Raw genomic sequence first — 26,543 nt, 5'->3', positions numbered from 1 at the left:
CCGTAACTGAACCGCATTCCGTCCCGGAAGGGGGCCGCTCGCGTGAGTGTGCTCGACGAGATCATCGACGGCGTCCGCGCCGACCTCGCAGAGCGGCAGGCGCGCGTCGGCCTCGACGAGCTCAAGGAGCGCGCGGCCAAGGCGCCGCAGGCCAAGGACGGTGCCGCCGCGCTCAGCGGCGAGGGCGTCCAGGTGATCTGCGAGGTCAAGCGCTCCAGCCCGTCCAAGGGCGCGCTCGCCGCGATCGCCGACCCGGCCGCGCTCGCCGCCGACTACGAGGCGGGCGGCGCCGCCGTCATCTCCGTACTGACCGAACAGCGCCGCTTCGGCGGCTCGCTCGCCGATCTGGAGGCCGTCCGGGCCCGGGTCGACATCCCGGTGCTGCGCAAGGACTTCATCGTCACCTCGTACCAGCTCTGGGAGGCGCGCGCGCACGGCGCCGACGTGGTGCTGCTGATCGTCGCGGCCCTCGGCCAGGAGGCGCTGGTCTCGCTGATCGAGCGGGCCGAGTCGATCGGGCTCACCGCGCTCGTGGAGGTCCACGACGAGGAGGAGACGGAGCGGGCCGTGGCCGCCGGGGCGAAGATCATCGGAGTCAACGCGCGCGACCTGAAGACCCTCAAGGTCGACCGCTCCACGTTCGAACGGGTCGCGCCGGAGATCCCGGCCGGGATCATCAAGGTCGCCGAGTCGGGGGTACGCGGGCCGCACGACCTGATCGCGTACGCCAACGCCGGGGCCGACGCCGTGCTCGTCGGCGAGTCGCTGGTCACCGGCCGCGACCCGAAGTCCGCCGTCGCGGATCTCGTCGCCGCCGGCGCGCACCCCGCGCTCCGTCACGGGAGGGACTGACCCGCCGTGCCGCCCGTCCCGACGCCCGCCACCGCCGACCGCTCGGCGACCCCGGAGGCCCACGCGCCCCTCGCGCGCGGCTGCCGTCCGCGTGGTTGCCGCGCCCCGGCCCGGCGGGTGCGCGGCCGGCGCGTGCGGTACGTCATCGGTGACGAGCCCGGCCAGGTCAACGGCATGCGATGGCGCCCGGCCGCCGCGCCCGCGACTCCACGGACCCCGCACATCTGAGGCGCCGGTCCGCACCGGGTCCCGGCGCGCCGCGCACCGAAACGCTCCCCGCCACCCGGGCCCTCCCGAGGGCCACCCCCTGGAGAGGTCTCCCCACGGGTGACCCCTCCCAGGGGCCCCGCCCACGGGAGGGCACCCCGGGCCTCTCCTGGGGGCGTCCCCCTAGGGGTGGTCCCGCCCAACGGCGTATCCCCGGGGTGTCCCCTCAGGGCTCTTGCCCCGGGGCCGCCTTCGGGGGATCCCGTACGGGTGGAGTGCCCCCTCGGGTGTCCCGCCCACGGGTGACGCCCGCTCGTGGGTGAGGCGCCCACGAGCGTCACCCGTACGGGGGCCCGCGGAGGGTCGCCCAGGGGGTTCCCCGCGGGGCACCTCCGGGTGGTCCGCGCGGGCCCGGCGGGAGGAGCGTGTCCGGCGCACTACGGTCTGTCTCCCCGTTCTTCCCTCTTCTTCCCTGAGGAGTTTCCGCGTGTCCGAGTTCTTCATTCCCGACCCCGAGGGGCAGGTCCCCAGTGCAGAGGGGTACTTCGGTGCCTTCGGCGGGGCGTTCATTCCGGAGGCGCTGGTCGCCGCCGTCGACGAGGTCGCCGTCGAGTACGACAAGGCCAAGGCCGATCCCGCCTTCGCCGCCGAGCTGGACGAGCTGCTCGCCCACTACACCGGCCGCCCCAGCGCGCTCACCGAGGTGCCCCGGTTCGCCGAGCACGCGGGCGGGGCCCGGGTCTTCCTCAAGCGGGAGGATCTGAACCACACCGGGTCGCACAAGATCAACAACGTGCTGGGGCAGGCCCTGCTCACCCGGCGGATGGGCAAGACCCGGGTCATCGCCGAGACCGGGGCCGGGCAGCACGGCGTCGCCACCGCCACCGCCTGCGCGCTCTTCGGGCTCGAATGCACCATCTACATGGGCGAGATCGACACCCGGCGCCAGGCGCTCAACGTGGCCCGGATGCGGATGCTCGGCGCCGAGGTCATCCCGGTGACCTCCGGCAGCCGGACCCTGAAGGACGCCATCAACGAGGCGTTCCGCGACTGGGTCGCCAACGTCGACCGTACGCACTACCTCTTCGGGACCGTCGCGGGACCGCACCCCTTCCCCGCCATGGTCCGCGACTTCCACCGGGTCATCGGCGTCGAGGCCCGCCGCCAGCTCCTGGAGCGCGCCGGACGGCTGCCGGACGCCGCCGTGGCGTGCGTGGGCGGCGGCTCGAACGCGATCGGGCTCTTCCACGCCTTCCTCCCCGACCAGGGCGTTCGCCTCATCGGGTGCGAGCCCGCCGGGCACGGCGTGGAGACCGGCGAGCACGCCGCCACCCTCACCGCCGGCGAGCCCGGCATCCTGCACGGGTCCCGCTCGTATGTCCTCCAGGACGAGGAGGGCCAGATCACCGAGCCCTACTCGATCTCCGCCGGGCTCGACTACCCGGGCATCGGCCCGGAGCACGCGTACCTCAAGGAGAGCGGGCGCGGCGAGTACCGGGCCGTCACCGACGACGACGCGATGCGCGCCCTGCGGCTGCTCTCCCGCACCGAGGGCATCATCCCGGCGATCGAGAGCGCGCACGCGCTGGCCGGGGCGCTGGAGGTGGGGCGCGAGCTGGGCAAGGACGGGCTCCTCGTCGTCAACCTCTCCGGGCGCGGCGACAAGGACATGGACACCGCCGCCAAGTACTTCGGGCTGTACGACGACGGCGACGCCGGCGACGGCAGCGATGCCGGCAAGAGCGCCGGCGGTCAGGACAAGGGGAACGGGGAGGACGGCAAGTGAGCGGGAACATCGGGCTGTTGAGCGACACCCTCGCCGCCGCCAAGGCCGAGGACCGCGCCGCGCTGATCGCCTACCTCCCGGCGGGCTTCCCCACCGTGGACGGCGGCATCGAGGCGGTCAAGGCCGTCTTCGACGGCGGCGCCGACATCGTCGAGGTCGGGCTGCCGCACAGCGACCCCGTCCTCGACGGCCCCGTCATCCAGACCGCCGACGACATCGCGCTGCGCGGCGGCGTGAAGATCGCCGACGTGCTCCGCACGGTCCGCGAGGCGCACGAGGCGACCGGCAAGCCGGTGCTGGTGATGACGTACTGGAACCCGATCGACCGGTACGGCGTCGAGCGGTTCACCGCCGAGCTGGCCGAGGCGGGCGGCGCCGGGTGCATCCTGCCCGACCTGCCCGTCCAGGAGTCCGCGGAGTGGCGGCGGCACGCCGAGAAGCACGGTCTGGCGACCGTCTTCGTGGTGGCGCCCAGCACCAGGGACGCCCGGCTGGCCACCATCACCGCGGCCGGCAGCGGCTTCGTCTACGCGGCGTCCCTGATGGGCGTCACCGGGACCAGGACCTCGGTGGGGCTGGAGGCCCAGGCCCTGGTCACCCGGGTCCGGGCCACCACCGACCTGCCGGTCTGTGTCGGGCTCGGGGTCTCCGACGCCGAGCAGGCCGCCGAGGTCGCCGGGTTCGCCGACGGGGTGATCGTCGGGTCCGCGTTCGTCAAGCGGATGCTGGACGCGCCGGACCAGGCCGCCGGGGTCGCCGCGGTGCGCGCGCTCGCTGCCGAACTGGCCGAGGGCGTACGGAAGCGCTGACGGCCAGGGCGTCACCCGTACGGGTGGAAGTGGGACCGGGGAGGTGCGCAGGCACCTCCCCGGTTCGTTGCTGAGGCGTGAGCGAGAAGAACCGTGAAGCGAAGAGGAGCGCCCGTGAGCGGCTCCAGCAGGAGCGCGCCGAACACGCGGCGCGCGAGAAGCGCAGGCGCACCCTGATCATGGCGGCGACCGTCGCCGGGGTGCTCGGCCTGGTCGGTGTCGTCGGCGTGGTCGCCGCGAACCTGAAGAAGAGCGGGGACACGGAGGCGGCGGGCGCGGCGAGCGCGCCCGCCGGAGTGCGCGGCAAGGACGAGCTGGCGATCCCCGTGGGGGCGACGGACGCGCCGTCCACCCTCACGGTGTACGAGGACTTCCGCTGCCCGGCCTGCGCCCAGTTCGAGAACGGCTTCCGGAGCGTGATCCACGAGCTGGAGCGGGCGGGCGCGCTGAAGGTCGAGTACCACCTGGCGACCATCATCGACGGCAACATGGGCGGTACGGGCTCGCTGCGCGCCGCCAACGCGGCGGCCTGCGCCCAGGACGCCGGGAAGTTCGCCCCGTACCACGACGTGCTCTACGCGAACCAGCCGCTGGAGACGGACGACGCCTACGCCAAGAACGCCAAGCTGCTGGAGCTGGCGGGCAAGGTCGACGGGCTGGAGTCCGCGCCCGGCTTCCGGCAGTGCGTGGAGAAGGGCGAGCACGACCGGTGGGTGGAGAAGGCCGCCGAGGCGTTCCGTACGGGCGGCTTCTCCGGGACACCGACCGTGCTCCTCAACGGCGAGGCGGTCTTCCCCAAGAAGGGGAACGAGGACATCACGCCCGCCAACCTGAAGAAGTGGGTCGAGGAGGCCAACAAGGGCAAGAAGCCGGGCACGGCCACCCCCACGGCACCCTCGTCGCTCCCGGCGGACGGGGGAGCGGGAGCGGGGCACGGGGCAGGACACGACGCGGGACACGGGGAGCGCGGGCCGGACGAGGCGCCCGCGTCCGGGGAGGCCTCGGGGCCCGCCTCGGAGCCGCTGACCGGGCCCGCCTCGGTGCCGCCGGTGGAGCCCCAGGTCCAGCCGGGCACGCTGCCCGCCGCCTGACCCGGGTACTCCGGGGCACATCCCCGCCCCGTACGGGGGCCCTACACGACCCCTACACGGGGCGATTCCGGGGCGTACCAGGGCTCTGCCGGGGGTGTATCAGGGCCAGGTCCGGGCCGATCCCGGGTTTTTATACAGATGATGCCGGGCGGGGTTGCGGTACTTCCCGCCCGGCACTGTACCGTCGGTTCTGCCATGGACTTTGCCTACATTCCCAGCCCCTCGACCGGAGTGCTCCATCTCGGACCGCTCCCGCTGCGCGGCTACGCGTTCTGCATCATCATCGGTGTCTTCGTCGGCGTCTGGTACGGCGGCAAGCGGTGGGTCGCCCGGGGCGGAAAGGTCGGCACGGTCGCCGACATCGCCGTCTGGGCCGTCCCCTTCGGCCTGGTCGGCGGCCGTCTCTACCATGTGATCACCGACTACCAGCTCTACTTCAGCGAGGGCGAGAACTGGGTCGACGCCTTCAAGATCTGGCAGGGCGGTCTGGGCATCTGGGGCGCGATCGCGCTGGGCGCGGTCGGCGCCTGGATCGGCTGCCGCCGCCGGGGGATCCCGCTCCCCGCGTACGCGGACGCCATCGCGCCCGGGATCGCGCTGGCGCAGGCCTTCGGCCGCTGGGGCAACTGGTTCAACCAGGAACTGTACGGAAAGCCGACCGATCTGCCGTGGGCGCTGGAGATCAGCGCGGCCCCGAACCGTACGGCCGGGCTCTACCACCCGACCTTCCTCTACGAGTCGCTGTGGTGCGTCGGGGTCGCGGCCTTCGTGGTCTGGGCCGACCGCCGCTTCAAGCTCGGCCACGGCCGGGTCTTCGCCCTCTACGTCGCCGCGTACTGCACGGGCCGCGCCTGGATCGAGTACATGCGGGTCGACGAGGCCCACCACATCCTGGGCCTGCGGCTGAACGTCTGGACGGCCATGCTGGTCTTCCTGCTCGCGGTCACCTACATGGTCGTCTCGGCGCGGCTGCGGCCGGGGCGCGAGGAGATCGTGGAGCCGGACCTGGCCGGGGAGACCGGCGGGGACCAGGGCGGCGAGGACAGCGCCGAGGGCGGCGAGGACCGCGACGCCAAGGGGGCCAAGGCGGGGGCCAAGGCCGATCCGGCCAAGCCGGGCGAGCCCGGCAAGGGGTCCCCCGTCGCGGGGGAGACCGCCAAGAGCTGAGCCGGCGCTCGGCACCACACACGCACCACACGCACCACAGAGGCCCGGTACGGCGGCGTTCCGCCCGTACCGGGCCTCCGTCCGCGAGGCCGTTCCCACCGTCCCGCCCGGTGTGTTTCCGCAGTGGGTTTCCCGGTGTGCCAGACCCTCCCCAGCCCGGTAAGTACGGCCTTCCTTGCTGGCGGGAGCGTTTTTTCGTGCGTATTTTCGATGGCGTTGGGGGGTGTGAACCGATCCGCGCACGGAGCCGGAGTCTGCCCCCATGAGGGGAGAAGCATGTCCGTCATCGACACCGAGGCCACGCTCCACGAGGCCCACCGTGACAATCACACGCACCGCGATGTGACCGGCGGCTGGCTGCGCCCCGCGGTGTTCGGCGCGATGGACGGGCTCGTCTCCAACCTGGCGCTGATGACCGGGGTCGCGGGCGGTGCCGTCTCGCAGCAGACCATCGTGATCACCGGTCTCGCCGGTCTCGCCGCCGGGGCCTTCTCGATGGCCGCCGGCGAGTACACCTCCGTGGCCTCCCAGCGCGAGCTGGTCCAGGCCGAACTGGAGGTAGAGCGCCGGGAGCTGCGCAAACACCCCGCGGACGAGCAGGCGGAACTGGCCGCGCTCTATGTCTCCCGGGGGGTACGCCCCGAGCTGGCCCGCGAGGTGGCCGAGCAGCTCTCCCGCGACCCCGAGCAGGCGCTGGAGATCCACGCCCGCGAGGAGCTGGGCATCGACCCCGACGACCTGCCGTCGCCGCTGGTCGCCGCCGTCTCCTCGTTCGGCTCCTTCGCGCTGGGCGCGCTCCTCCCCGTCCTGCCGTATCTGCTCGGCGCCACCGTGCTCTGGCCCGCCGTGCTGCTGGCGCTCGTCGGGCTCTTCGGCTGCGGCGCGCTGGTGGCCCGGGTGACGGCGCGGAGCTGGTGGTACAGCGGCGTACGGCAGCTCCTGCTCGGTGGCGCGGCGGCGGCGGTCACCTACGGGCTCGGGGTGTTCTTCGGCGCCGCGCTCTGACCCGGCCGGCGGTACGGTACACCGCCGCACCCCCCGTACCGGTACCGGGTGACACCGGGCCGGTACGCGCCGTACACACGCCCGGCACATATGTGACCTACGTCCCCGGGCGTTCCGGTGCCCCGGATGCGACACTATGCCTGGCGCCACTCATACAGCCGTTACCGGGCGGTTTCGAGTCCTTCCCCACCGGGCATGAGCCGAACGCGCCGCAGGCAACGAAGCCCGCTCCGCCCCAGCCGGACGGACGACGATCTGTCCGTCCGCGCTCCCCACGTCCGCCGCCACGAGCGGTGTCCACATGCTGGAACGCGTAATCCCGCTTCCCGAGAAGCTTTCCATCATGTAACCTGCACGAAATTTCTCTGGAGGGCCAGCGTCGTCCCTCGGTAATCGCATATGCCAAAGCCGAACACACGACGACGGGAGAGCCGATGCGTTCCGACGCCTGGTCGCCCATGGACGGTCGCCCCGCCCCGCAGGGGATGTACGACCCCCGTAACGAACACGACGCCTGTGGCGTCGGCTTCGTGGCCACCCTCACCGGTGTAGCCAGCCATGAGCTGGTCGAGCAGGCGTTGACCGTACTGCGCAATCTCGAACATCGCGGCGCCACCGGCTCCGAGCCCGACTCCGGTGACGGCGCCGGGATCCTGCTCCAGGTGCCGGACGCCTTCCTCCGCGAGGTCGCCGGGTTCCCGCTCCCCGCGGCCGGTTCGTACGCCGTCGGCATCGGCTTCCTGCCCGCCGACGACCCGGACGGTGCCGTCTCGCGTATCGAGACGATCGCCGCCGAGGAGGGCCTCGACATCCTCGGCTGGCGCGAGGTGCCCGTCACGCCCGAACTGCTCGGCGCCAGCGCCCGCGCCACCATGCCCGCCTTCCGCCAGCTCTTCGTCGCCGACGGCGCCAGCAGCGGGATCGCGCTCGACCGCAAGGCGTTCCTGCTGCGCAAGCGCGCCGAGCGGGAGACCGGGGTGTACTTCCCCTCGCTCTCCGCGCGGACCATCGTCTACAAGGGCATGCTCACCACCGGGCAGCTCGAACCGTTCTTCCCGGACCTCTCGGACCGCCGGTGCGCGACCGCCGTGGCGCTGGTCCACTCGCGGTTCTCCACCAACACCTTCCCGAGCTGGCCGCTCGCCCACCCGTACCGCTTCGTCGCGCACAACGGCGAGATCAACACGGTCAAGGGCAACCGCAACTGGATGCGCGCCCGCGAGTCCCAGCTCGCCTCCGAGCTCTTCGGCACGGACACCTCCGAGCGCAGGAGCAGGCTGGAGCGGATCTTCCCGGTCTGTACGCCCGACGCCTCCGACTCCGCCTCCTTCGACGAGGTCCTGGAGCTGATCCACCTCGGCGGCCGGTCGCTGCCGCACTCCGTGCTGATGATGGTCCCCGAGGCGTGGGAGAACCACGACTCGATGGACGCCGACCGGCGCGCGTTCTACCAGTTCCACGCCGCGATGATGGAGCCGTGGGACGGCCCCGCCTGTGTCACCTTCACCGACGGCACCCAGGTCGGCGCCGTCCTCGACCGCAACGGGCTCCGTCCGGGCCGCTACTGGGTCACCGACGACGGGCTCGTCGTCCTCTCCTCCGAGGTCGGCGTCCTCGACATCGACCCGGCGAAGGTCGTCCGCAAGGGCCGCCTCCAGCCCGGCCGGATGTTCCTCGTCGACACCGCCGAGCACCGCATCATCGAGGACGACGAGATCAAGGCGTCCCTCGCCGCCGAGCACCCCTACAAGGAGTGGCTGGAGGCCGGCGTCATAGAGCTCTCCGACCTCCCCGAGCGCGAGCACATCGTGCACACCCACGCCTCGGTCACCCGCCGCCAGCAGACCTTCGGCTACACCGAGGAGGAGCTGCGCGTCCTGCTCGCGCCCATGGCCCGTACCGGCGCCGAGCCCATCGGCTCCATGGGCACGGACTCGCCGATCGCCGCGCTCTCCGCCCGGCCCCGGCTGCTCTTCGACTACTTCACCCAGCTCTTCGCGCAGGTCACCAACCCGCCGCTGGACGCCATCCGCGAGGAACTGGTCACCTCGCTGCGCTCCTCGCTCGGCCCGGGGTCCAACCTGCTGGAGCCGACCGCCGCGTCCTGCCGGGGCGTCACCCTGCCCTTCCCGGTGATCGACAACGACGAGCTGGCCAAGCTCGTCCACATCAACGCGGACGGCGACATGCCGGGGATGAAGGCCGCGACGCTCTCCGGGCTCTACCGGGTGAGCGGCGGCGGTGACGCCCTCGCCGCCCGGATCGACGAGATCCGCGCCGAGACCGACGCCGCCATCGAGAGCGGCGCCCGCATCATCGTCCTCTCCGACCGGCACTCCGACGCCGAGCACGCGCCGATCCCCTCGCTGCTGCTCACCGCCGCCGTCCACCACCACCTCATCCGCACCAAGCAGCGCACCCAGGTGGGGCTGCTGGTCGAGGCCGGCGATGTCCGCGAGGTCCACCATGTCGCGCTGCTCATCGGCTTCGGGGCCGCCGCCGTCAACCCGTACCTCGCCATGGAGTCCGTCGAGGACCTGGTGCGCGCCGGTACGTTCATCCAGGACCTGGCGCCCGAGACGGCGATCCGGAACCTGATCTACGCGCTCGGCAAGGGCGTCCTCAAGGTGATGTCCAAGATGGGCATCTCCACCGTCGCCTCCTACCGGGGCGCCCAGGTCTTCGAGGCCGTCGGTCTCGACCAGGCCTTCGTGGACACGTACTTCAACGGCACCGCCACCAAGATCGGCGGCGCCGGGCTCGATGTCATCGCCCGCGAGGTCGCCGCCCGGCACGCCAAGGGGTACCCGGCCTCCGGGATCTCCGCCAGCCACCGCAAGCTGGAGATCGGCGGCGAGTACCAGTGGCGCCGCGAGGGCGAGCCGCACCTCTTCGACCCGGAGACGGTCTTCCGCCTCCAGCACGCCACGCGCACCCGGCGCTACGACGTCTTCAAGCAGTACACCGGCCGGGTCAACGAGCAGTCCGAGCGGCTGATGACGCTGCGCGGCCTGTTCCGGTTCGCCGCGGACCGTACCCCCGTACCGCTGGACGAGGTCGAGCCGGCCTCCGAGATCGTCAAGCGCTTCTCCACCGGCGCCATGTCGTACGGCTCCATCTCCCGGGAGGCGCACGAGACGCTGGCCATCGCCATGAACCAGCTCGGCGCCAAGTCCAACACCGGCGAGGGCGGCGAGGACCCGGACCGGCTCTACGACCCGGCGCGCCGCTCCGCCATCAAGCAGGTCGCCTCCGGCCGCTTCGGCGTCACCAGCGAGTACCTGGTCAACGCCGACGACATCCAGATCAAGATGGCCCAGGGCGCCAAGCCAGGCGAGGGCGGCCAGCTCCCCGGCCACAAGGTCTACCCGTGGGTCGCCAGGACCCGGCACTCCACCCCGGGCGTCGGGCTGATCTCCCCGCCGCCGCACCACGACATCTACTCGATCGAGGACCTCGCCCAGCTCATCCACGACCTGAAGAACGCCAGCCCCCAGGCGCGTATCCACGTCAAGCTGGTCTCCGAGGTCGGCGTCGGCACCGTCGCCGCCGGGGTCTCCAAGGCACACGCCGATGTCGTGCTGATCTCCGGACACGACGGCGGTACGGGCGCCTCGCCGCTCACCTCGCTCAAGCACGCGGGCGGCCCCTGGGAGCTGGGCCTCGCCGAGACCCAGCAGACGCTGCTGCTCAACGGCTTGCGCGACCGGATCGTCGTGCAGACCGACGGCCAGCTCAAGACCGGCCGCGACGTGGTCATCGCCGCGCTCCTCGGCGCCGAGGAGTACGGCTTCGCGACCGCGCCGCTCGTCGTCTCCGGCTGCGTCATGATGCGCGTCTGCCACCTCGACACCTGCCCGGTCGGCATCGCCACCCAGAACCCGGTGCTGCGCGAGCGCTTCTCCGGCAAGGCCGAGTACATCGTCAACTTCTTCCAGTACATCGCCGAGGAGGTCCGCGAACTCCTCGCCGAACTCGGCTTCCGCACCCTCCAGGAGGCCGTCGGCCACGCCGAACTCCTCGACACGGAGCGCGCCGTCGACCACTGGAAGGCCCAGGGCCTCGACCTCGCGCCGCTCTTCCACGTACCGGAGCTGCCCGAGGGCGCCGTACGCCATCAGACGGTCGAGCAGGACCACGGTCTGGCGAAGGCCCTCGACAACGAGCTGATCCGGCTCGCCGCCGACGCCCTCAACGCCGAGAGCGCCGAGGCCGCCCAGCCCGTACGGGCCCAGGTCGCCATCCGCAACATCAACCGGACGGTCGGCACCATGCTCGGCCACCAGGTGACGAAGAGGTTCGGCGGCGCGGGCCTGCCCGACGACACCATCGACATCACCTTCACCGGCTCGGCCGGCCAGTCCTTCGGCGCCTTCCTGCCGCACGGTGTGACCCTGCGCCTGGAGGGCGACGCCAACGACTACGTCGGCAAGGGCCTCTCCGGCGGCCGGGTCGTGGTCCGCCCCGACCGGGGCGCCGACCACCTCGCCGAGTACTCGACCATCGCCGGCAACACCATCGCGTACGGCGCCACCGGCGGCGAACTCTTCCTGCGCGGCCGCACCGGCGAGCGCTTCTGCGTCCGCAACTCCGGTGCCACGGTCGTCTCCGAGGGCGTCGGCGACCACGGCTGCGAGTACATGACCGGCGGCCACGCCGTCGTCCTCGGCGAGACCGGGCGGAACTTCGCGGCCGGCATGTCCGGCGGCGTCGCGTACGTCGTCGACCTCGACCCGGACAACGTCAACGCCGGGAACCTGTCGGCCGTCGAACCCCTCGACGACACCGACAAGCAGTGGCTGCACGACGTGGTGCGCCGCCACCAGGAGGAGACGGGCTCCACCGTCGCCGGGAAGCTGCTCGCCGAGTGGGACACCGCCGCCGACCGCTTCAGCAAGATCATCCCGACCACGTACAAGGCAGTGCTCGCCGCCAAGGACGCCGCCGAGCTGGCAGGTCTCTCCGAGACCGAGACCACCGAGAAGATGATGAAGGCGGCGACCCATGGCTGACCCGAAGGGCTTTCTCACCACCGGGCGCGAAGTCGCCACGTCCCGCCCCGTCGAGGAGCGCGTCAAGGACTGGAACGAGGTCTACGTTCCCGGCTCGCTGCTCCCGATCATCAGCAAGCAGGCCGGGCGGTGCATGGACTGCGGCATCCCGTTCTGCCACAACGGCTGTCCGCTCGGGAACCTGATCCCCGAGTGGAACGACTACGCCTACCGGGAGGACTGGACGGCGGCGAGCGAGCGCCTGCACGCCACCAACAACTTCCCGGAGTTCACCGGACGGCTCTGCCCCGCGCCCTGCGAGGCGGCCTGTGTGCTCGGCATCAACCAGCCCGCCGTCACCATCAAGAACGTCGAAGTCTCCATCATCGACAAGGCGTGGAACAGCGGCGACGTCACCCCGCAGCCCCCCGAGCGGCTCTCCGGCAAGACCGTCGCCGTCATCGGCTCGGGCCCGGCCGGACTCGCGGCGGCCCAGCAGCTCACCCGGGCCGGCCACACCGTCGTGGTGTACGAGCGGGCCGACCGGATCGGCGGGCTGCTGCGGTACGGCATCCCCGAGTTCAAGATGGAGAAGGCGCACATCAACCGCCGTATCGAGCAGATGCGCGCGGAGGGCACCAAGTTCCGTACGGAGACCGAGATCGGCCGGGACATCACCGCGGCGACGCTCCGCAAGCGGTACGACGCGGTGGTCATCGCGGCGGGCGCCACCGTCTCCCGCGACCTGCCGGTGCCCGGCCGGGATCTCAACGGCGTCCACTTCGCCATGGAGTACCTGCCGCTCGCCAACAAGGTGCGCGAGGGCGACCTCACCGTCTCCCCGATCAGCGCCGAGGGCAAGCACGTCGTCGTCATCGGCGGCGGCGACACCGGCGCCGACTGCGTCGGTACGGCCCACCGCCAGGGCGCCGCCTCCGTCACCCAGCTCGAAATCATGCCGAGGCCCGGCGACGAGCGCGCCGCGCACCAGCCGTGGCCGACCTTCCCCATGCTCTACAAGGTCACCTCCGCGCACGAGGAGGGCGGCGAGCGGCTCTACTCCGTCTCCACCACCCACTTCGAGGGCGACGAGGACGGCAACGTCCAGTCCCTGCACCTGATCGAGGTGGAGTTCAAGGACGGCAAGCTGGAGCAGAAGCCGGGGACGGAGCGGGTGATCCCGGCGCAGCTCGTCACCCTCGCGATGGGCTTCACCGGCACCGACCAGTCCAACGGCCTGGTCGAGCAGTTCGGCCTGGAGCTGGACCAGCGCGGCAACATCGCCCGGGACGCGGACTTCGCGACCAACGTGCCCGGCGTGTATGTCGCGGGCGACGCGGGGCGGGGCCAGTCGCTGATCGTCTGGGCGATCGCGGAGGGCCGCTCGGCGGCGGCGGGCGTCGACCGCCACCTCACCGGCGCCAGCGATCTGCCGGCCCCGATCCGCCCGACGGACCGGGCCCTGATGGCCTGAGGTCCTGACGGGCCGCGGCCCTGACGGCCCGGCCCGCACGGTTCCACCCGTACCATCGCCCGAAGAGACTCCCGTACAACGGTGTACGGGCGGAGCCGGACCGGGGAGCGTCTCCCGGACCGGCCCGCAAGGCGCGGCGCCTGCCCCCAGTCCCCGACCGGACCGACGGCAGGCGCCGTGGCATGCGGGCTCACCCGTCCTCGGCGGCCAGCGAGAGCGCCCCGCTCGGACAGATGCGTACGGCCTCCCGCACCGCGTCCACTTCGCCCGGCTCCGGCCGGTCGGAGAGGACGATCACGGTGCCGTCCTCGTCGCTCTGGTCGAAGAGCCGCTCCACCGCCAGCACACACTGACCGGCGCCGACACAGCGGGTCCGGTCCGCGACGATGCGCGGCCCTGTCGTGGTGGTCATACTCTCTCCCTCCTCACCGGCTTCACCGGCTTCCTCCTCACCAGGTGACCGGCAGCTCGTTCAGCCCGTAGACGAGGGCGTCGTCCTTGAACGACAGCTTCTCTCTCTCCACCGCGAGCCGCAGCCCCGGGACCCGGCGCAGCAGTGTGTCGAGGACGATCTGGAGCTCCATCCTGGCCAGGTTCTGCCCCAGGCACTGGTGCGGTCCGAAGCCGAACGCGACATGGTTGCGGGCGCCCCGGTCGATGTCCAGCTCTTCCGGGCGCTCGTAGACCTCGGGGTCGTGGTTGCTCGTATGGGAGAGGACGAGGACGCCCTCACCGGCCGGGACCTTGACCCCGCTCAGCTCCACGTCCTCCTTGGCCACCCGGGAGGCCACGGTGTCGGCGATGGTGAAGTACCGCAGCAGCTCCTCGACGGCGGCGGGTGTCCGCGCCGGGTCCGCGCGGAGCGCCGCCAGCTCCTCGGGGTGTTCGAGGAGCGCGAGCGTGCCGAGCGAGATCATGTTGGCGGTGGTCTCGTGGCCCGCGATGAGCAGCAGGAACGCCATACTGACCAGGTCCTCGCGGTCGTATGTGCCCTCCTCGCGGTGCTTTACGATCTGCCGGCCCAGCAGGTCGTCGGTGGGCTCCCGCTCCTTGTCCGCGATCAGCTCCGCCAGATATCCGTTGAGCGCGTACAGCGCCGCCGCCCGCTCGTCGGCCGACTGCGCCCGGCTGATCAGCGTGGAGGAGTGGGTCTGGAAGAAGTCGTGGTCCGCGTACGGGACCCCCAGCTGCTCGCAGATGACGAGCGAGGGCACCGGCAGCGAGAGCGCCCGCACCAGATCCGCCGGCCGTGGCCCGGCGAGCAGCGCGTCCAGGTGCTCGTCCACGATCTCCTGGATACGGGGCTGGAGCGCCCGCATCCGGCGCACGGTGAACTCCCCGAGCACGGCACGGCGTACGGGCCCGTGCTCCGGCGGGTCCATCTGGAGCATCGTGGGCCGTGCCTCGGTGGCGAGCTTGTTGCCCTCCGCCATCAGCACGGGGAAGCCGGGCGCGTTCCGGTCCGAGCTGAACCGGGGGTCGGAGAGCACCGTACGGACATCCTCGTGCCGGCTCACCGCCCAGGCGGTGGCGCCGGTCGGCAGCGTGACCCGGGCCACCGGGGACTCCTCGCGGAGTTGTTTGTACGTGGCGGGCGGGGCGTAGGGACAGGTGCGGGGGTGGGGCAGTGTCAGGTCGGAGCGGTCGGTGACGGGAGGGGCTCCGGTGGGGTCAGGGGCAGGGGGTTCGGTGGCTTCGGGACGTTCGGTGGCTTCGGGACGGTCGGTGACTTCGGGACGGTCGCTCATCGGGATCACTCCATTTTCCGTCGGTGGAGATTTCCTGCGCACCCCGCCGAAAATAGTTAAGTGGAGGTTTTTCGTCCAGATGCTGCCTGGCAGAATCAGCCATCCTCGGATTGATCGGTTCGGCCCCCGGGAAGGCGGCGCGGCGAGATGACAGCGGACTCCGCGAGACCCCTACGGGCCGACGCCCGGCGCAACCGCGACCAGATCCTCGCGGCGGCCCGACGGGTGTTCGGAGCCCTGGGGCCCGACGTCCCCATGGAGGAGATCGCCCGCCAGGCCGGGGTCGGCGTCGGCACGCTCTACCGGCGCTTCCCCGACCGGACCTCCCTGATCCTCGCCGTCGCCCAGGAGAGCTTCACCCAGGTCCTGGCGGGCGCGCGGGCGGCGGTCGCGGAGGAGGCGAGCGCCTGGAACACCCTGGTGCGCCTCCTCCACACCTCGGGCGAACTCCGCCTCGGCATCCAGCTCACGATCCTCTCCCCGCTGGCCGCCCGCGCCATCGAACAGGACCCGGAGACCACCCGCTTCCAGCGCGATCTGCTCGCGATCCTGGACGAGGTCGTCCGCGCCGCCCAGACCGAGGGCACCCTGCGCCCGGATGTCGGCACGGGCGATGTGGCCGCCCTGCTCTCGCTCCTGCTCCGCCCCATGCACGCCGTCCCCGACACCACGGCCCGGCAGGTCTCCGAGCGCGCCACCGCCCTCCTCCTCGACTGCCTCCGCGCCCCGTCCCGCTCGCCCCTCCCGGGCACGCCGCTGACGGTGGAGCAACTCAAGCCGGGGGTCGGCCGGGATTCCGGCCCGCGGAGCGGCGGGAGTTGACCGGGGGCCATCCCCCGGCGGATCTTGGCTGTCGCAGGTGAGCGACGGACCGGGAGAGGGAGGGGCGGGCATGCCGATGGACGCGTCTGTTGGTACGGCGGAAACGCGCGCCGTGGTGGGGGAGTTGCTGCGCAGGATCGGCGAGGGGGATCCGGGGCGTATCGCCGCTCTCTACGCCGAGCGGGTCGACTGGAGGCTGGACTGGCCGGAAGAGGAGCACGGGCGCGCCGCCACGCCGTGGATCCGGCACCGGGCCACCCGGGACGACGTGGCCGCGCACTTCCGGGAGGTCGCCGAGGGGCATGTGCCGGAGGAGGCCAGGACCGAGGTCGAGCGGATTCTCGTGGACGGGGACGACGCGGTCGTGCTCGGGGAGATCCGGCAGACCGCCCGGTCCACCGGGCGTGCGTACCGGGCGCGGTTCGCGCTCCATCTGACCGTGGCGGACGGCCTGGTCACCCGGCACCACGTCTACGAGGACAGCCTTGCCGTGGCCCGGGCGTTCGAGGCCGAGAAAGAGCGGTAGAGCGGGAATCGGAGGCTCCATCCGTTTGTTGCGACGGGAAACGGATGGGGCCTCCGTGGCATGCGGAGGCCGTGGGGCCGTCTCCGGGTGGGCCGTCGTGCCCGTAACGGAACGTCCCCGTGACGGAAGGAGAACGCCATGTCCCGAACGCTCGGACTCATCGGCAGCGGAATGATCGGTACCGCGCTGGCCCGGCTGGCCGTCGCGGCCGGCATGGAGGTCGTCCTCAGCAATTCCCGGGGGCCCGAAACCCTCGCCGACCTGGTGAAAACGGTGGGCGGACAGAGCCGCGCCGGCACGCCGGAAGAGGCCGCCGAGGCCGGCGACCTCGTGGTGGCCACCATCCCGCTGAGGGCCCATGACCGGCTGCCCGTCGCGGCCCTGCGCGGCAAGACGGTGCTGGACACCATGAACTACTATCCGCAGCGCGACGGCCGGATCGCCGAGCTGGACTCCGGTCAGCTCACCTCCAGCGGACTCGTGCAGCGTCATCTCGCCGGTGCCTCCGTGGTCAAGGCGTTCAACAACATCGCCGCGCACCACCTGTTCGCGCTCGCCCGGCCCACCGGAGCGGCCGACCGCAGCGCCCTGCCCGTCGCCGGGGACGACGAGGGGGCCAAGCGGGAGGCCGCGGAGGTGCTGGACCTGCTGGGGTACGACACGGTCGACATCGGTACGCTCGCCGAGAGCTGGCGGAGCGAGCCGGGCACGCCCGTCTATGCCTACCCGTACACCGGCGTGGATCCCGCCGGGCTCGGCGCCGAGGAGTACTTCACCCGGCTCTGGGCGGACCCCGGCCGGCCGGCTCCGGCGGCCCGGATCCGCGAACTGACCGCGACCGCCGTCCGGGGCCCGGCGGGCGTTGTGCTGCCGCCGGATGCCGGCGTCTGAGCGACGGGCGGTCCAGGAAAGGAGCGACGGGCGGTCCGTGAAAAGCGGCGCCGCCCGTGAAAGGCGACAGGCGGTGTCGGGTATTCGGGTCCGAGTGAGTGTCATGACATTCACCTGGGCCGATTTCGGCGCGGCGGAGCCGGGCTTCGCCGCGCGTGTCCGGCGGCGATTCGAGAGGCGTCCCCGCCACGTGCTCGACACCCTGGAAAAGACGGCTCCCCTCGGCTGACCGGACTTGAAGTCACCTTCCGCCGGGGGGAGTTGTGGCTCGGAATGCTGCCCCGGTCGCGAAAGGCGCGGGGCCTCGCGCGGGGCCTCGCGCGCGACCCGTACGGGTGCTCCGGCGCGGGTCGGGGGAGGGGCCCGTACGGGAGGATCCCTGAGGAAGGGCCGACAGGGGGACCGGCGGCAGGCGGCCAGGGGAGGCGACCGGGGGAGGCGGGCGGAAAGTGTGGGGTGGGCCACTTCGGCGGCCCCGTGGGTCGTGCTAAGCTGCCGTCGTTGCAGTTTTGGTACCCATGAACTTTATGTGCGCCTGACGGGAAACTCCTCAGGCGCATTATTGTTTTTCGCCGGCTTTCTCCGGATGGGGCTCCATGCGGCGACGAGGAATCCGTGAAGTGCGGGTTTCGCGCTCTGCACCTGTTTGAGGAGATTGACATGGCCAGCGGCACTGTGAAGTGGTTCAACTCGGAAAAGGGCTTCGGCTTCATCGAGCAGGACGGCGGCGGCGCCGACGTCTTCGCCCACTACTCCAACATCAACTCCAGCGGCTTCCGTGAGCTGCAGGAGGGCCAGAAGGTCACGTTCGACGTCACCCAGGGCCAGAAGGGCCCGCAGGCGGAGAACATCACCCCGGCCTGACCTCCGGAGTCGTACCACGCAGCCGGGGTTCGCACCTGCACGGTGCGGGCCCCGGCTCGCGCTGTCCTCAGGCCCAGGCCGGTCCTCAGCAGGCCCAGGAAGGCTAGTACCGAATGACTCGATCCGAACGCCCGGCACGTGCGCCCAGACCTGCCGGCCAGCGCCCGGTGAACCCCCGCGCCCGGGGCGGCGCCGCGAGAGGGGGAGCCGCGAAGGGAGGCGCCGGCAAGGCGTCCGCCCGCCGCGCCCCCGCCCGGCCGCAGGAATTCACGCTGCCGGAGACCCTCACCCCCGCACTGCCGGCCGTCGAGGCGTTCGACGAGCTGGACATGCCCGCAGGGCTGCTGAAAACGCTCACCGCCCAGGGCGTCACCCGGCCGTTCCCCATCCAGGGCGCCACCCTGCCGAACTCCCTCGCGGGCCGCGACATCCTCGGCCGCGGACGGACCGGTTCCGGGAAGACGCTCGCCTTCGGTCTCGCGCTGCTCGCCCGTACGGCGGGACGCCGCGCCGAGCCGCACGCGCCGCTCGCCCTCGTGCTGGTCCCCACCCGCGAGCTGGCCCAGCAGGTCACCGACGCGCTCACCCCGTACGCCACCGCCCTCAACCTGAAACTGACGACGGTCGTCGGCGGGCTCTCCATCGGCAAACAGGCGGGCGCGCTGCGACGCGGCGCCGAGGTCCTGGTGGCCACGCCGGGGCGGCTGAAGGACCTCATCGAGCGCGGCGACTGCCGGCTCGACCGGGTCGCCATCACGGTGCTGGACGAGGCCGACCAGATGGCCGACATGGGGTTCATGCCGCAGGTCACCGCGCTGCTCCAGCAGGTCGAGCCGGACGGGCAGCGGATGCTGTTCTCGGCGACGCTGGACAAGAACATCGACCGGCTCGTACGGCAGTACCTCACCGACCCCGTCGTGCACTCCGTCGACCCGTCCCAGGGCGCGGTCACCACGATGGAACACCACGTGCTGTACGTCCTCGACGAGACGGACAAGAAGGAAGTCACCCGGCGGATCGCCGCGCGGGACGGCCGGGTGCTGCTCTTCCTGGACACCAAGCGCTCGGTGGACCGGCTGGTCAAGCGGCTGCTGGCGAGCGGCGTACGCGCCTCGGGGCTGCACGGCGGCCGGTCCCAGCCGCAGCGCAACCGGACGCTCGAACAGTTCAAGAACGGCCTGGTCACCTGCCTCGTCGCGACCAATGTCGCGGCACGCGGCATCCATGTCGACGACCTCGACCTGGTCGTCAACGTCGACCCGCCCGTCGACCACAAGGACTACCTGCACCGGGGCGGGCGCACCGCCAGGGCGGGGGAGTCCGGCAGCGTCGTCACGCTCGTCCTGCCCGAGCAGCGGCGTGAGATGACCCGGCTGATGTCCGACGCGGGCATCGCGCCGAAGTCCGCGCGCATCAAGTCGACGGACGAGGAACTCGCGACGCTCACCGGGGCGCGGGAGCCCTCCGGGGTCGCCGTCACCATCGAGGTGCCGCAGCCCCCCGCCCAGCAGCAGAAGCCGAGGGCGCAGCGGACCCGTACGGCCAGGAGCGCCAGGGGCGCCGCGGGCGGAGCCACGGGTGGCTCGGCCGGCTCGGCGGGCGGCGGTTCGTCGCGCGGCGGCCGGGGACGGCGCGGCGGCTCCGGCGGTACGGGGCGCGGTGGTGCCGGCGGTACGAGTGGTACGGGCCGGGGCGGCCCCGGGGGCGGCTCGGGGCGTGGCGCGCAGGGCGGCCGGCGTACGGCCGCCTGAGGCGGACCACTGACGGCGGACAGCTGACGGCGGGGCCCGGCGGCGCGGAGGAACGCGCTGCCGGGCCCTTCCTATACTGGGCCCATGTCTCCCCGTACCTACCGCTCGACCGTGCGTGAACAGTCGGCCGCGGCGACGCGGACGGCGATTCTGGACGCGGCGGAGACGCTGTTCGCGGATCACGGCTATGCCCAGGTCACCGTCAAGCGCGTGGCCGAGGCGGCGGAGGTCGCCCAGGGCACCGTCTACGCGGCGTTCGGCAACAAGCCCGCCCTGGTCGCCGCGCTGGCCGGACGCGCGGCCGGGGACGCCGGCATCGGTGAGGCCCTCGCCGCGATCGAACGGGCCGCGACCGGCGAGGAGGTGGTGCGCCTGATGGTGCGCCAGACCCGCGATCTGGTACGGCGGCACGGCCGGAGCATGACCCTGCTGGTCGACGCGGCGGCGGTGGACCAGAACCTCGCCGTCCTCCTGCGCGACACGGAGGAGCTCCGGCGGGAGCGCTACAGCCGGGTGGCGCGCCGTCTGGAGCGGCTCGGCGCCCTGCGCCCCGGTGTCACCGCGAGCGATGCCCTCCGGGTCCTGGAGTACTTCGTGACGCCGCAGTCCTGGCTCCGGACGCGGCAGCTCGGCTGGGAGTGGGAGGAGGCCGAGGTGTTCCTCGCGGAAGCGGCCGAAGCCGCGCTGCTGCCCTAGGGCCTGTCTGACAATTCCCGCCTGCCTCGCGACGCCATGCACGCACTCTCGCCGCACCGGGCCCTGACCCAAGTACGTCCAGTACGTGGGTCAGGGCCCGGCACGCCGAGAGCACGCACCTGACGCCGCGAGGCCGCCCTCCGGGCGACGACGGGAATTGTCAGACAGGCCCTAGGCACGCCTGGGTGCCCAGGTGCGCCTCGCCGGACACCGTTCAAGTGCCACCACATTGATTGAAGTTGCACTTCATTCAATGCCCTACACTCGCGCCATGCGTATCCTTTTCTCCAGTACCCCGGCGTTTGGCCACCTTCTGCCGCAATTGCCCCTCGCCCGCGCGTTCCGCGACCGAGGTGACGAGGTCGCCGTACTCACCTCCGCGTCCTTCGGGCCGCTGCTCGCCGCCGAGCACCTCACGCTGCACGCCGTCGGCCCCGAGGGGCCCGAACTGCTCGCGGAGGCGACCCGCCGCTCCGGCGCGAGTGTGGCCCAGGACGCCACCCCGGAGGTCGTCGCCGAGTACTTCGCCGGCGCGCGCGTCGACCTCACCGCGGACGCGGCGATCGCCGCGGCGCGCGAGTTCCGGCCCGACCTGATCGTCGCCGAGTCCATGGACTACGTGGCGCCGATGGTCGCCGCCGCGCTGAAGGTGCCCTACGCCGACCTGGCGTTCGGCCTTTTACTGCCCGGCGAGTTCGCCGACGCCTTCGACGCGGCCGTCGAGAGCCGCCACAAGGAGCGCGGCCTGACGGTGCCCCCGGCCACCTGGTATCTCGACCCCTGCCCCGAACTGCTCCTGGGGCCCGGTTGGGAGCCGCCACACGGCCGCCTCGCGCTGCGTCCCGAGGCGCACCGGGGGCCCGGCGCTTCCGGCGCCGCGCCCGCGCCCGCGGCGCCGCCGGCCGACGGAGCGCGCCCCAGGGTGCTGCTCTCCTTCGGCACCCATTACGCCGAACCGGCGGTCCTGCGGCCGGTGGTCGACGCCCTCGCGCCGACGGCCGACCTCGTCGTCACCCTCGGCCTGACCGCCACCCCCGCCGACTACGGCGACGGGCTCGCGGGCCGGGTCGAGTTCGCCGAGTTCACCCCGCTCGCCGAACTGCTCGACGGCATCGACCTGGTGGTCACCCACGGCGGGTCCGGCACCATGCTCGGCACCCTCTCGCGCGGGCTGCCCATGGTCGTCGTACCGCAAGGGGCCGACCAGTTCCTCAACGCCGGCGCCGTCGCGGGCGCGCGAGCCGGGGTCGCGGTGCTGCCGCCGGCCGGTCCCGAGGCGGTGGCGGAGGCGGTGACCGAGGTGCTGGGCCGTGCCGAGTACCGGGAGAACGCGCGCCGCGCCGCCGAGCAGATCGCCGCGATGCCCGCGCCGTCCGAGGTCGCGGAACGGCTCGCCGCCGAACTCGGCTGAGCGGACGTCCGTGGCCGGACGTTCTTGACCGGACGTTCTTGACCGGATGTCCGTGGCCGGACGTCCCTGGCCAGGCGTCGGCTGACCGGACGTCGGCTGACCGGACGTCGGCTGTTCCGGGCTCGTGGGGGGGTGTACGAGAGGTGTCCGGCCGGGCGCGCGGGGGCGCCCGGCCGGGACGCGCCGGTTAACTTCGCGGAAATTCCCGCCACTTGTTCTTGACGTGTCCACGTCTACGCGCGTCATCATGAAGCCATGCGAATTCCCCCACGTATGGCCACCCTCGGTGGCGTCGCCGCTCTGGTCTCGACTCTGCTCGTCGGCGGAGTCGCCGCTACCGCCAATGCCGCCGCCACCGCGGTCGGCAGCATCTGCTACTCCAGCCTGCCCTCCCAGGCCCACACCACGCTCAAGCTGATCGACGCGGGCGGGCCGTTCCCGTACTCCCAGGACGGTGCCGTCTTCCAGAACCGCGAAGGCATCCTGCCGAGCCAGTCCACCGGCTACTACCACGAGTACACCGTCATCACGCCGGGCTCCTCGACCCGTGGCGCGCGGCGCATCGTCACCGGCAACAAGACCAACGAGGACTACTACACGGCCGACCACTACGTGTCGTTCGCCCTGGTCAAGTACTCCTGCTGAGCGCCGCGCGCCGAGTGCCGAACGGAAGGTAACCTCCGTCCCATGACGGTGACATACGTGATCGACGGGGCGGAGGTCACCGGCCTCGACAGTTTCTGGCCGGTGATCGGCGCCGCCGTGAACGGCCCCGGCGGGTACTTCGGGAGCAATCTCGACGCCCTCGCCGACTGCCTCTCCGGCGGCTACGGCACACCGGACGACGGCGACTTCGTCATCGAGTGGCACCGGCACGAAGGCTCGCGCCGGGCCCTCGGCCACGAGGAGACCGTGCGTACGCTCCAGCGGCGGCTGGAGCGTACGCATCCGGACAACCGGCCCGCCCTGCGGGCCAGGATCGAAGACGCCCGCGCCGGGCGGGGCCCCACCGTCTTCGACGAACTGGTCGAGGTCATCGAGGAGTCGGTGCCGGGAAGGCTCCGGCTGCTCTGACGGCGGAGCCTGCCCGGCACCCCGGCGGACGGACCGGCCACGACGGCCGGCCGGCCGGCAGACCACGGCGGCCGGCGGACATGCCCCGGTGACCGGCGGACAAGCCCGCGCGGCCGGTGGCCGGGGGCGTCAGACGCGGCGCGGGAGGGTGCGTTCCAGGCGGGAGCGGTCCGGGCCCTTCGGTACGTACGCCACGGCCTCCGCCGCCGTACGGCGCGCCCGCCCCGCCGGGGCGAGCTCGACGTGCAGCAGGATCCGCTCCAGCGCCGCCACCGCCCGCGGGTCCCGGCGTACCGCGAGACCCCAGGCGGCGCGGGCCGAGGTGGCCGGATCCGGTTCGTTCAGCCGGGCGGCCAGCGCCTCGCGGATCTCGTCCGTGTCCGCCGCAGCCACCGCCAGGGCCGCCACCGCCCGGTCCCTGACCGCCGCGTCCGCGTCCCGGCTCAGCAGCAGCGCGGCCCGCGCCCCCTCCGGGTGGCCGGTGAGCGCGATGGCGACCCGGCGCCGTACCCCCGCGTCCGGGTGTGCCGTGTGGCGCAGGATCCCAGGGAGCGCGGTCCGGTCGTGGTACTGGCCCAGGGCCGTCACCACGGCGCCGGCCACCTCCGGCTCCACCGCCTCCCGGGAGAGCTCCCGGAGCAGCGGCAGCGCGCGGGCCGCGAAGGGGCCTTGGGGCGTCCCCGGGGCGGCCTCCGCTTCCGGATTCGGCTCCGACTCACGCTCCGACGCACGCTCGGGCTCCGATTCCGGCTCAGAACCAGGTTCGGGCGCCGATTCCGGTTCCGGCCTCGGCTCGCGCTTCGGGACCGGTTCCGGCGCGGGCTCAGCGGCCGGTTCCGCATGCGATTCCGGTCCCGCCTCCGGTCCCGCTTCCGCCTCCGGTCCCGCTTCCGCCTCCGGTCCCGTCTCCGCCTCCGCCTCCGGTTCCGCGCCCGCGCCCAGGCGCGCCAGGACGTCCGCCGCGAACGCCTGCCGCAGCGGCTCCTCGCTCGCGCACCCCTCCGCGCAGGCCAGAAAGGTTTCCTCGTCGCCCCGGAGCCAGAGCGCGCCCACCGCCTCGGTCCAGTCGTCCCGCTCCGGATCCCCGCACCTCAGCGCCCGTTCCGCCAGCTCCGCGTACGGGGGCGCGATCCCCAGTTCCGTCTCCAGCAGCGTCGCCACGGCCGCGTGCCCGGTCTCCTGCTCGCGCCCGGCCGCGACGCCGCCGTCCCGTACCAGCTCCACCACGACCGTCTCCGCGCCGTCCCGCCGGATCCGGCGCACCACCGTCTCGTACGCCTCGGCCGCCGCCTCGGCCTCCGTCGCCGCCTCGGTCGTCTCCCCGGAGAGGTCCGGTGGGCCGTACGCCGCCGTCAGCTCCCTCCGCAGCTCCTGCTCGACATCGAGCCCCATCCACCGCCGCGCCTCCGCCAGCGCCGCCCCGCGCGTACCGCCGGGGCCGGATCCGGGGCCGGATCCGGCGCCGTACCGCAGCAGGACCCGTACCGCCGCCGTGGAGCCGCGCCGGGCCGCCAGGACCAGCGGTGCCTCGCCGCCGGGGCCCGGCAGGTCGGGGTCGGCGCCGTACTCCAGCAGGGTCTCCGCCGTGTCCGCGAACCCCTGGACCACCGCCCAGGAGATCGCCGTGTAGCCGAACGCCTCCCGGCCGTCCGGCGCCGCGCCCGCCGCGAGCAGCGCCCGTACCACCTCCGTATGGCCCCCGCAGGCCGCCGCGCAGAGCGGCAGGTCCCACCCCTCGGGGCCGCTCGGTCGGCGCGGGTCGGCGCCGGCCGCGAGGAGCAGCCGCACCATCCCGGGCTCGTCGCGTACCGCCGCCTGGTACAGGACCGTCTCGCCGTCCGGGTCGGTCGCCTCGGCGGACGCGCCGGCCCTGAGGAGCTGGACGACGGCGTCGTCCGCGCCGCTCGCCACCGCCTCGAAGAGCCGGGCGCCCGCCGGGAGGCCGGGGGCGGCGTCCGGGCCGGAACCGGGGGCCGGGCCGGGGGACTCCGTCGGCGGCTCGTTCGTCATGGTGCGACCCTACGTTTCCCCGGGGAGCCGTGTTGCCCGGTTTTCGCTCAGGTGTCCCGGTGCCGGTCGGGTACGGCCGGGACGCCGGTCAGGTGTCGCAGTGCAGCACGCTCCCGCACAACCCGCACCGGGCCCTGACCCGGCCCCGTACGGGTACCCGGATCCGCTGGAGACACGTCGGGCAGGGGAACGAGACGCGCGGTCCGTCCGGCAGCGTCTCGAAGGAGTACGGCACCGCCGGGTCGGGGGCGGCGCCCGGTTCTTCGAGGGCGCGGCGGCGGTCCTTGGCGTACCGGTGCCGCCCCGTCCAGCCGGCCGTCGTCAGCGGCGGCCGGCGCTCGTCGCGCTCGGCCCGCACGCTGCCCTTCGTATACGCGGTGTACGCCTGCGGGCTGGTGAACCAGATCCGCGGGTCCTCGTCGAACACCGCAGCGCGCTTGGCCAGGACGTAGCCGAACTCCTCCGGGGTCAGATAGCCGAGCTTCTGGCTGGAGTCGCGGTCCTCGCGGTACGCGTCGAGCAGCAGCCACCCCGCGCCCAGATAGGTGGTGGCCGTGTCGGTCAGGATCTCGTTGTCCCGGGTGCCGGGGAAGGTCAGGCCGAGCCGGTGGAGCAGGACATGGGTGATCTCGTGGGCGAGCGCGGCGCCGATGTCCCTGCGGTGGGTACGGAACCGGTTGTTCAGCTCGATGAAGTACTCGGGGCCCGCCGTCAGTTCCACATGGGCCGCGTGCGTCATCTCCCGGAAACTCACGATCATCCGCGCGTCCGGCAGCCGGAGCTGCCGCACCAGCGCGTGGGCCACCCGCTGGGTGCCCAGATGGAGGTCGTCCAGATCGGAGAAGGCGACGTCGGCCGGTGCCACGCTGGTGTCGTACGCCCGTACCCCGTCGGCCGAGAGCCGGTGGTAGAGCGCGGTGATCGCGGCCCGCGCCGTGTCGAGATGCGGATAGCCGTGGACGACCTCGCCGCCGCCGTTGCTCACGTCCTCCGGCCCCTTCCGCGCCTTCCGGCCCTTCCCCCTGTCCACACTCCGTCAACTGTACGGCGGCCACGGGGCGGGCGCGGGGGCCGTCCTGCGCGTACCGGTGACCGAGTGATTGTCCGATCATCGGATGTTGGCTGGAATCTGGTCGCTTCGGGTGGCCGGAACAGGGTTCTTGTGGGCCGGGCGATGATCTCCGAATAATCGGGCTCACGCTTTTTTGTTGGGCTCATGTCAGCGCGCTGTGGACCATGTGACGCGCGTCGACCCGGGCCCAGGGCGCGCACCACCTCCACGCACCACCACCACGCACCACCTCCGCACCACGTGCCACGCACGACGCACCACCCCCACGTACCACCCCGTATGCCTCCCCCACGAAA

Annotated in this window: 21 protein-coding genes and 2 pseudogenes; 19 read left to right on the top strand and 4 right to left on the bottom strand. The window is 72.6% G+C overall.

All coding sequences use genetic code 11. From position 1 onward, the window contains the following. Positions 1 to 42 precede the first annotated feature (42 nt). The 9 genes and pseudogenes from trpC to AB0O07_RS11535 all read left to right on the top strand — a co-directional run bounded on the left by trpC (position 43) and on the right by AB0O07_RS11535 (position 13,382). On the top strand, positions 43 to 852 hold the full coding sequence (gene trpC, locus AB0O07_RS11575) for an indole-3-glycerol phosphate synthase TrpC (protein WP_365630775.1): 810 nt from the start codon (positions 43 to 45) through the stop codon (positions 850 to 852). 6 nt (positions 853 to 858) lie between these two features. Further along, positions 859 to 1,080, top strand: a complete 222-nt coding sequence (locus tag AB0O07_RS11570; RefSeq protein ID WP_365630773.1) for a tryptophan synthase subunit(beta) — start codon at positions 859 to 861, stop codon at positions 1,078 to 1,080. A 466-nt stretch (positions 1,081 to 1,546) separates the two neighbouring features. Then, complete coding sequence (gene trpB / locus AB0O07_RS11565) at positions 1,547 to 2,845, top strand: tryptophan synthase subunit beta (protein ID WP_365630771.1); 1,299 nt, start codon at positions 1,547 to 1,549, stop codon at positions 2,843 to 2,845. Further along, a complete protein-coding gene (gene trpA, locus AB0O07_RS11560) occupies positions 2,842 to 3,654 on the top strand; it encodes a tryptophan synthase subunit alpha (protein WP_365630769.1) in 813 nt (270 codons plus the stop codon). The genes trpB and trpA overlap by 4 nt, the downstream gene beginning before the upstream one ends. A gap of 77 nt (positions 3,655 to 3,731) precedes the next feature. Further along, positions 3,732 to 4,547: pseudogene (locus tag AB0O07_RS11555) on the top strand (thioredoxin domain-containing protein); the annotation flags it as partial. Between the two features lie 393 nt (positions 4,548 to 4,940). Then, positions 4,941 to 5,912 carry a prolipoprotein diacylglyceryl transferase gene (lgt, locus tag AB0O07_RS11550; RefSeq protein ID WP_365630767.1) on the top strand — a complete coding sequence of 324 codons (972 nt, stop codon included), beginning with the start codon at positions 4,941 to 4,943 and terminating at the stop codon, positions 5,910 to 5,912. 276 nt (positions 5,913 to 6,188) lie between these two features. After that, the gene (locus tag AB0O07_RS11545; RefSeq protein WP_365630765.1) at positions 6,189 to 6,917 is read left to right on the top strand and encodes a VIT1/CCC1 transporter family protein; all 729 of its coding nucleotides are present in this window, start codon (positions 6,189 to 6,191) and stop codon (positions 6,915 to 6,917) included. Positions 6,918 to 7,351: 434 nt separating this feature from the next. Further along, a complete protein-coding gene (gltB, locus tag AB0O07_RS11540) occupies positions 7,352 to 11,929 on the top strand; it encodes a glutamate synthase large subunit (protein WP_365630763.1) in 4,578 nt (1,525 codons plus the stop codon). Next, the gene (locus AB0O07_RS11535) at positions 11,922 to 13,382 is read left to right on the top strand and encodes a glutamate synthase subunit beta (protein ID WP_365630761.1); all 1,461 of its coding nucleotides are present in this window, start codon (positions 11,922 to 11,924) and stop codon (positions 13,380 to 13,382) included. The genes gltB and AB0O07_RS11535 overlap by 8 nt, the downstream gene beginning before the upstream one ends. A 190-nt stretch (positions 13,383 to 13,572) precedes the next feature. Here the strand turns inward: AB0O07_RS11535 and AB0O07_RS11530 are convergent, their stop codons facing one another. Together AB0O07_RS11530 and AB0O07_RS11525 are read right to left on the bottom strand one after the other, a co-directional pair. Next, complete coding sequence (locus AB0O07_RS11530) at positions 13,573 to 13,794, bottom strand: (4Fe-4S)-binding protein (protein ID WP_365630759.1); 222 nt, start codon at positions 13,792 to 13,794, stop codon at positions 13,573 to 13,575. Positions 13,795 to 13,831: 37 nt separating this feature from the next. Continuing rightward, complete coding sequence (locus tag AB0O07_RS11525; protein WP_365630757.1) at positions 13,832 to 15,130, bottom strand: cytochrome P450; 1,299 nt, start codon at positions 15,128 to 15,130, stop codon at positions 13,832 to 13,834. A gap of 147 nt (positions 15,131 to 15,277) precedes the next feature. On the opposite strand from AB0O07_RS11525, the gene AB0O07_RS11520 reads away from it, so the two are divergent. The 10 genes and pseudogenes from AB0O07_RS11520 to AB0O07_RS11475 all read left to right on the top strand — a co-directional run bounded on the left by AB0O07_RS11520 (position 15,278) and on the right by AB0O07_RS11475 (position 23,165). Continuing rightward, entirely contained in the window at positions 15,278 to 15,952 is a 675-nt protein-coding gene (locus AB0O07_RS11520) for a TetR/AcrR family transcriptional regulator (RefSeq protein WP_365630755.1), read from the top strand. A 76-nt stretch (positions 15,953 to 16,028) separates the two neighbouring features. Then, complete coding sequence (locus AB0O07_RS11515) at positions 16,029 to 16,478, top strand: nuclear transport factor 2 family protein (protein WP_365630753.1); 450 nt, start codon at positions 16,029 to 16,031, stop codon at positions 16,476 to 16,478. A 138-nt stretch (positions 16,479 to 16,616) separates the two neighbouring features. Continuing rightward, complete coding sequence (locus AB0O07_RS11510) at positions 16,617 to 17,369, top strand: NAD(P)-binding domain-containing protein (protein WP_365630751.1); 753 nt, start codon at positions 16,617 to 16,619, stop codon at positions 17,367 to 17,369. Between the two features lie 103 nt (positions 17,370 to 17,472). Then, a pseudogene (locus AB0O07_RS11505) lies at positions 17,473 to 17,666 on the top strand (pyridoxamine 5'-phosphate oxidase family protein); the annotation flags it as partial. Between the two features lie 363 nt (positions 17,667 to 18,029). Next, positions 18,030 to 18,233 carry a cold-shock protein gene (locus AB0O07_RS11500; RefSeq protein ID WP_365630749.1) on the top strand — a complete coding sequence of 68 codons (204 nt, stop codon included), beginning with the start codon at positions 18,030 to 18,032 and terminating at the stop codon, positions 18,231 to 18,233. Between the two features lie 113 nt (positions 18,234 to 18,346). Beyond that, positions 18,347 to 19,984: a DEAD/DEAH box helicase gene (locus AB0O07_RS11495; protein ID WP_365630747.1), complete on the top strand. Its 1,638-nt coding sequence runs from the start codon at positions 18,347 to 18,349 to the stop codon at positions 19,982 to 19,984. Between the two features lie 84 nt (positions 19,985 to 20,068). Further along, the gene (locus AB0O07_RS11490; RefSeq protein WP_365630745.1) at positions 20,069 to 20,680 is read left to right on the top strand and encodes a helix-turn-helix domain-containing protein; all 612 of its coding nucleotides are present in this window, start codon (positions 20,069 to 20,071) and stop codon (positions 20,678 to 20,680) included. Between the two features lie 271 nt (positions 20,681 to 20,951). Beyond that, entirely contained in the window at positions 20,952 to 22,091 is a 1,140-nt protein-coding gene (locus tag AB0O07_RS11485; RefSeq protein WP_365630743.1) for a glycosyltransferase, read from the top strand. A 255-nt stretch (positions 22,092 to 22,346) separates the two neighbouring features. Further along, complete coding sequence (locus AB0O07_RS11480) at positions 22,347 to 22,736, top strand: ribonuclease domain-containing protein (protein WP_365630741.1); 390 nt, start codon at positions 22,347 to 22,349, stop codon at positions 22,734 to 22,736. A 42-nt stretch (positions 22,737 to 22,778) separates the two neighbouring features. Then, positions 22,779 to 23,165, top strand: coding sequence for a barstar family protein (locus tag AB0O07_RS11475; RefSeq protein WP_365630739.1), 387 nt, complete (start codon positions 22,779 to 22,781; stop codon positions 23,163 to 23,165). Between the two features lie 129 nt (positions 23,166 to 23,294). On the opposite strand, the gene AB0O07_RS11470 is transcribed toward AB0O07_RS11475, so the two are convergent. Both AB0O07_RS11470 and AB0O07_RS11465 read right to left on the bottom strand, forming a co-directional pair. Further along, positions 23,295 to 25,175 carry an ankyrin repeat domain-containing protein gene (locus AB0O07_RS11470; protein ID WP_365630737.1) on the bottom strand — a complete coding sequence of 627 codons (1,881 nt, stop codon included), beginning with the start codon at positions 25,173 to 25,175 and terminating at the stop codon, positions 23,295 to 23,297. 88 nt (positions 25,176 to 25,263) lie between these two features. Next, positions 25,264 to 26,160 (bottom strand): hypothetical protein, encoded by an 897-nt coding sequence (locus AB0O07_RS11465; RefSeq protein ID WP_365630735.1) that lies wholly within the window; start codon positions 26,158 to 26,160, stop codon positions 25,264 to 25,266. Between the last annotated feature and the right edge of the window lie 383 nt (positions 26,161 to 26,543).

The sequence above is a fragment of the Streptomyces sp. NPDC093085 genome (genome assembly GCF_040683935.1).
In the GTDB taxonomy this organism is placed as follows: Bacteria; Actinomycetota; Actinomycetes; order Streptomycetales; family Streptomycetaceae; genus Streptomyces.
This window is presented reverse-complemented; position numbering and strand designations above follow the sequence as displayed.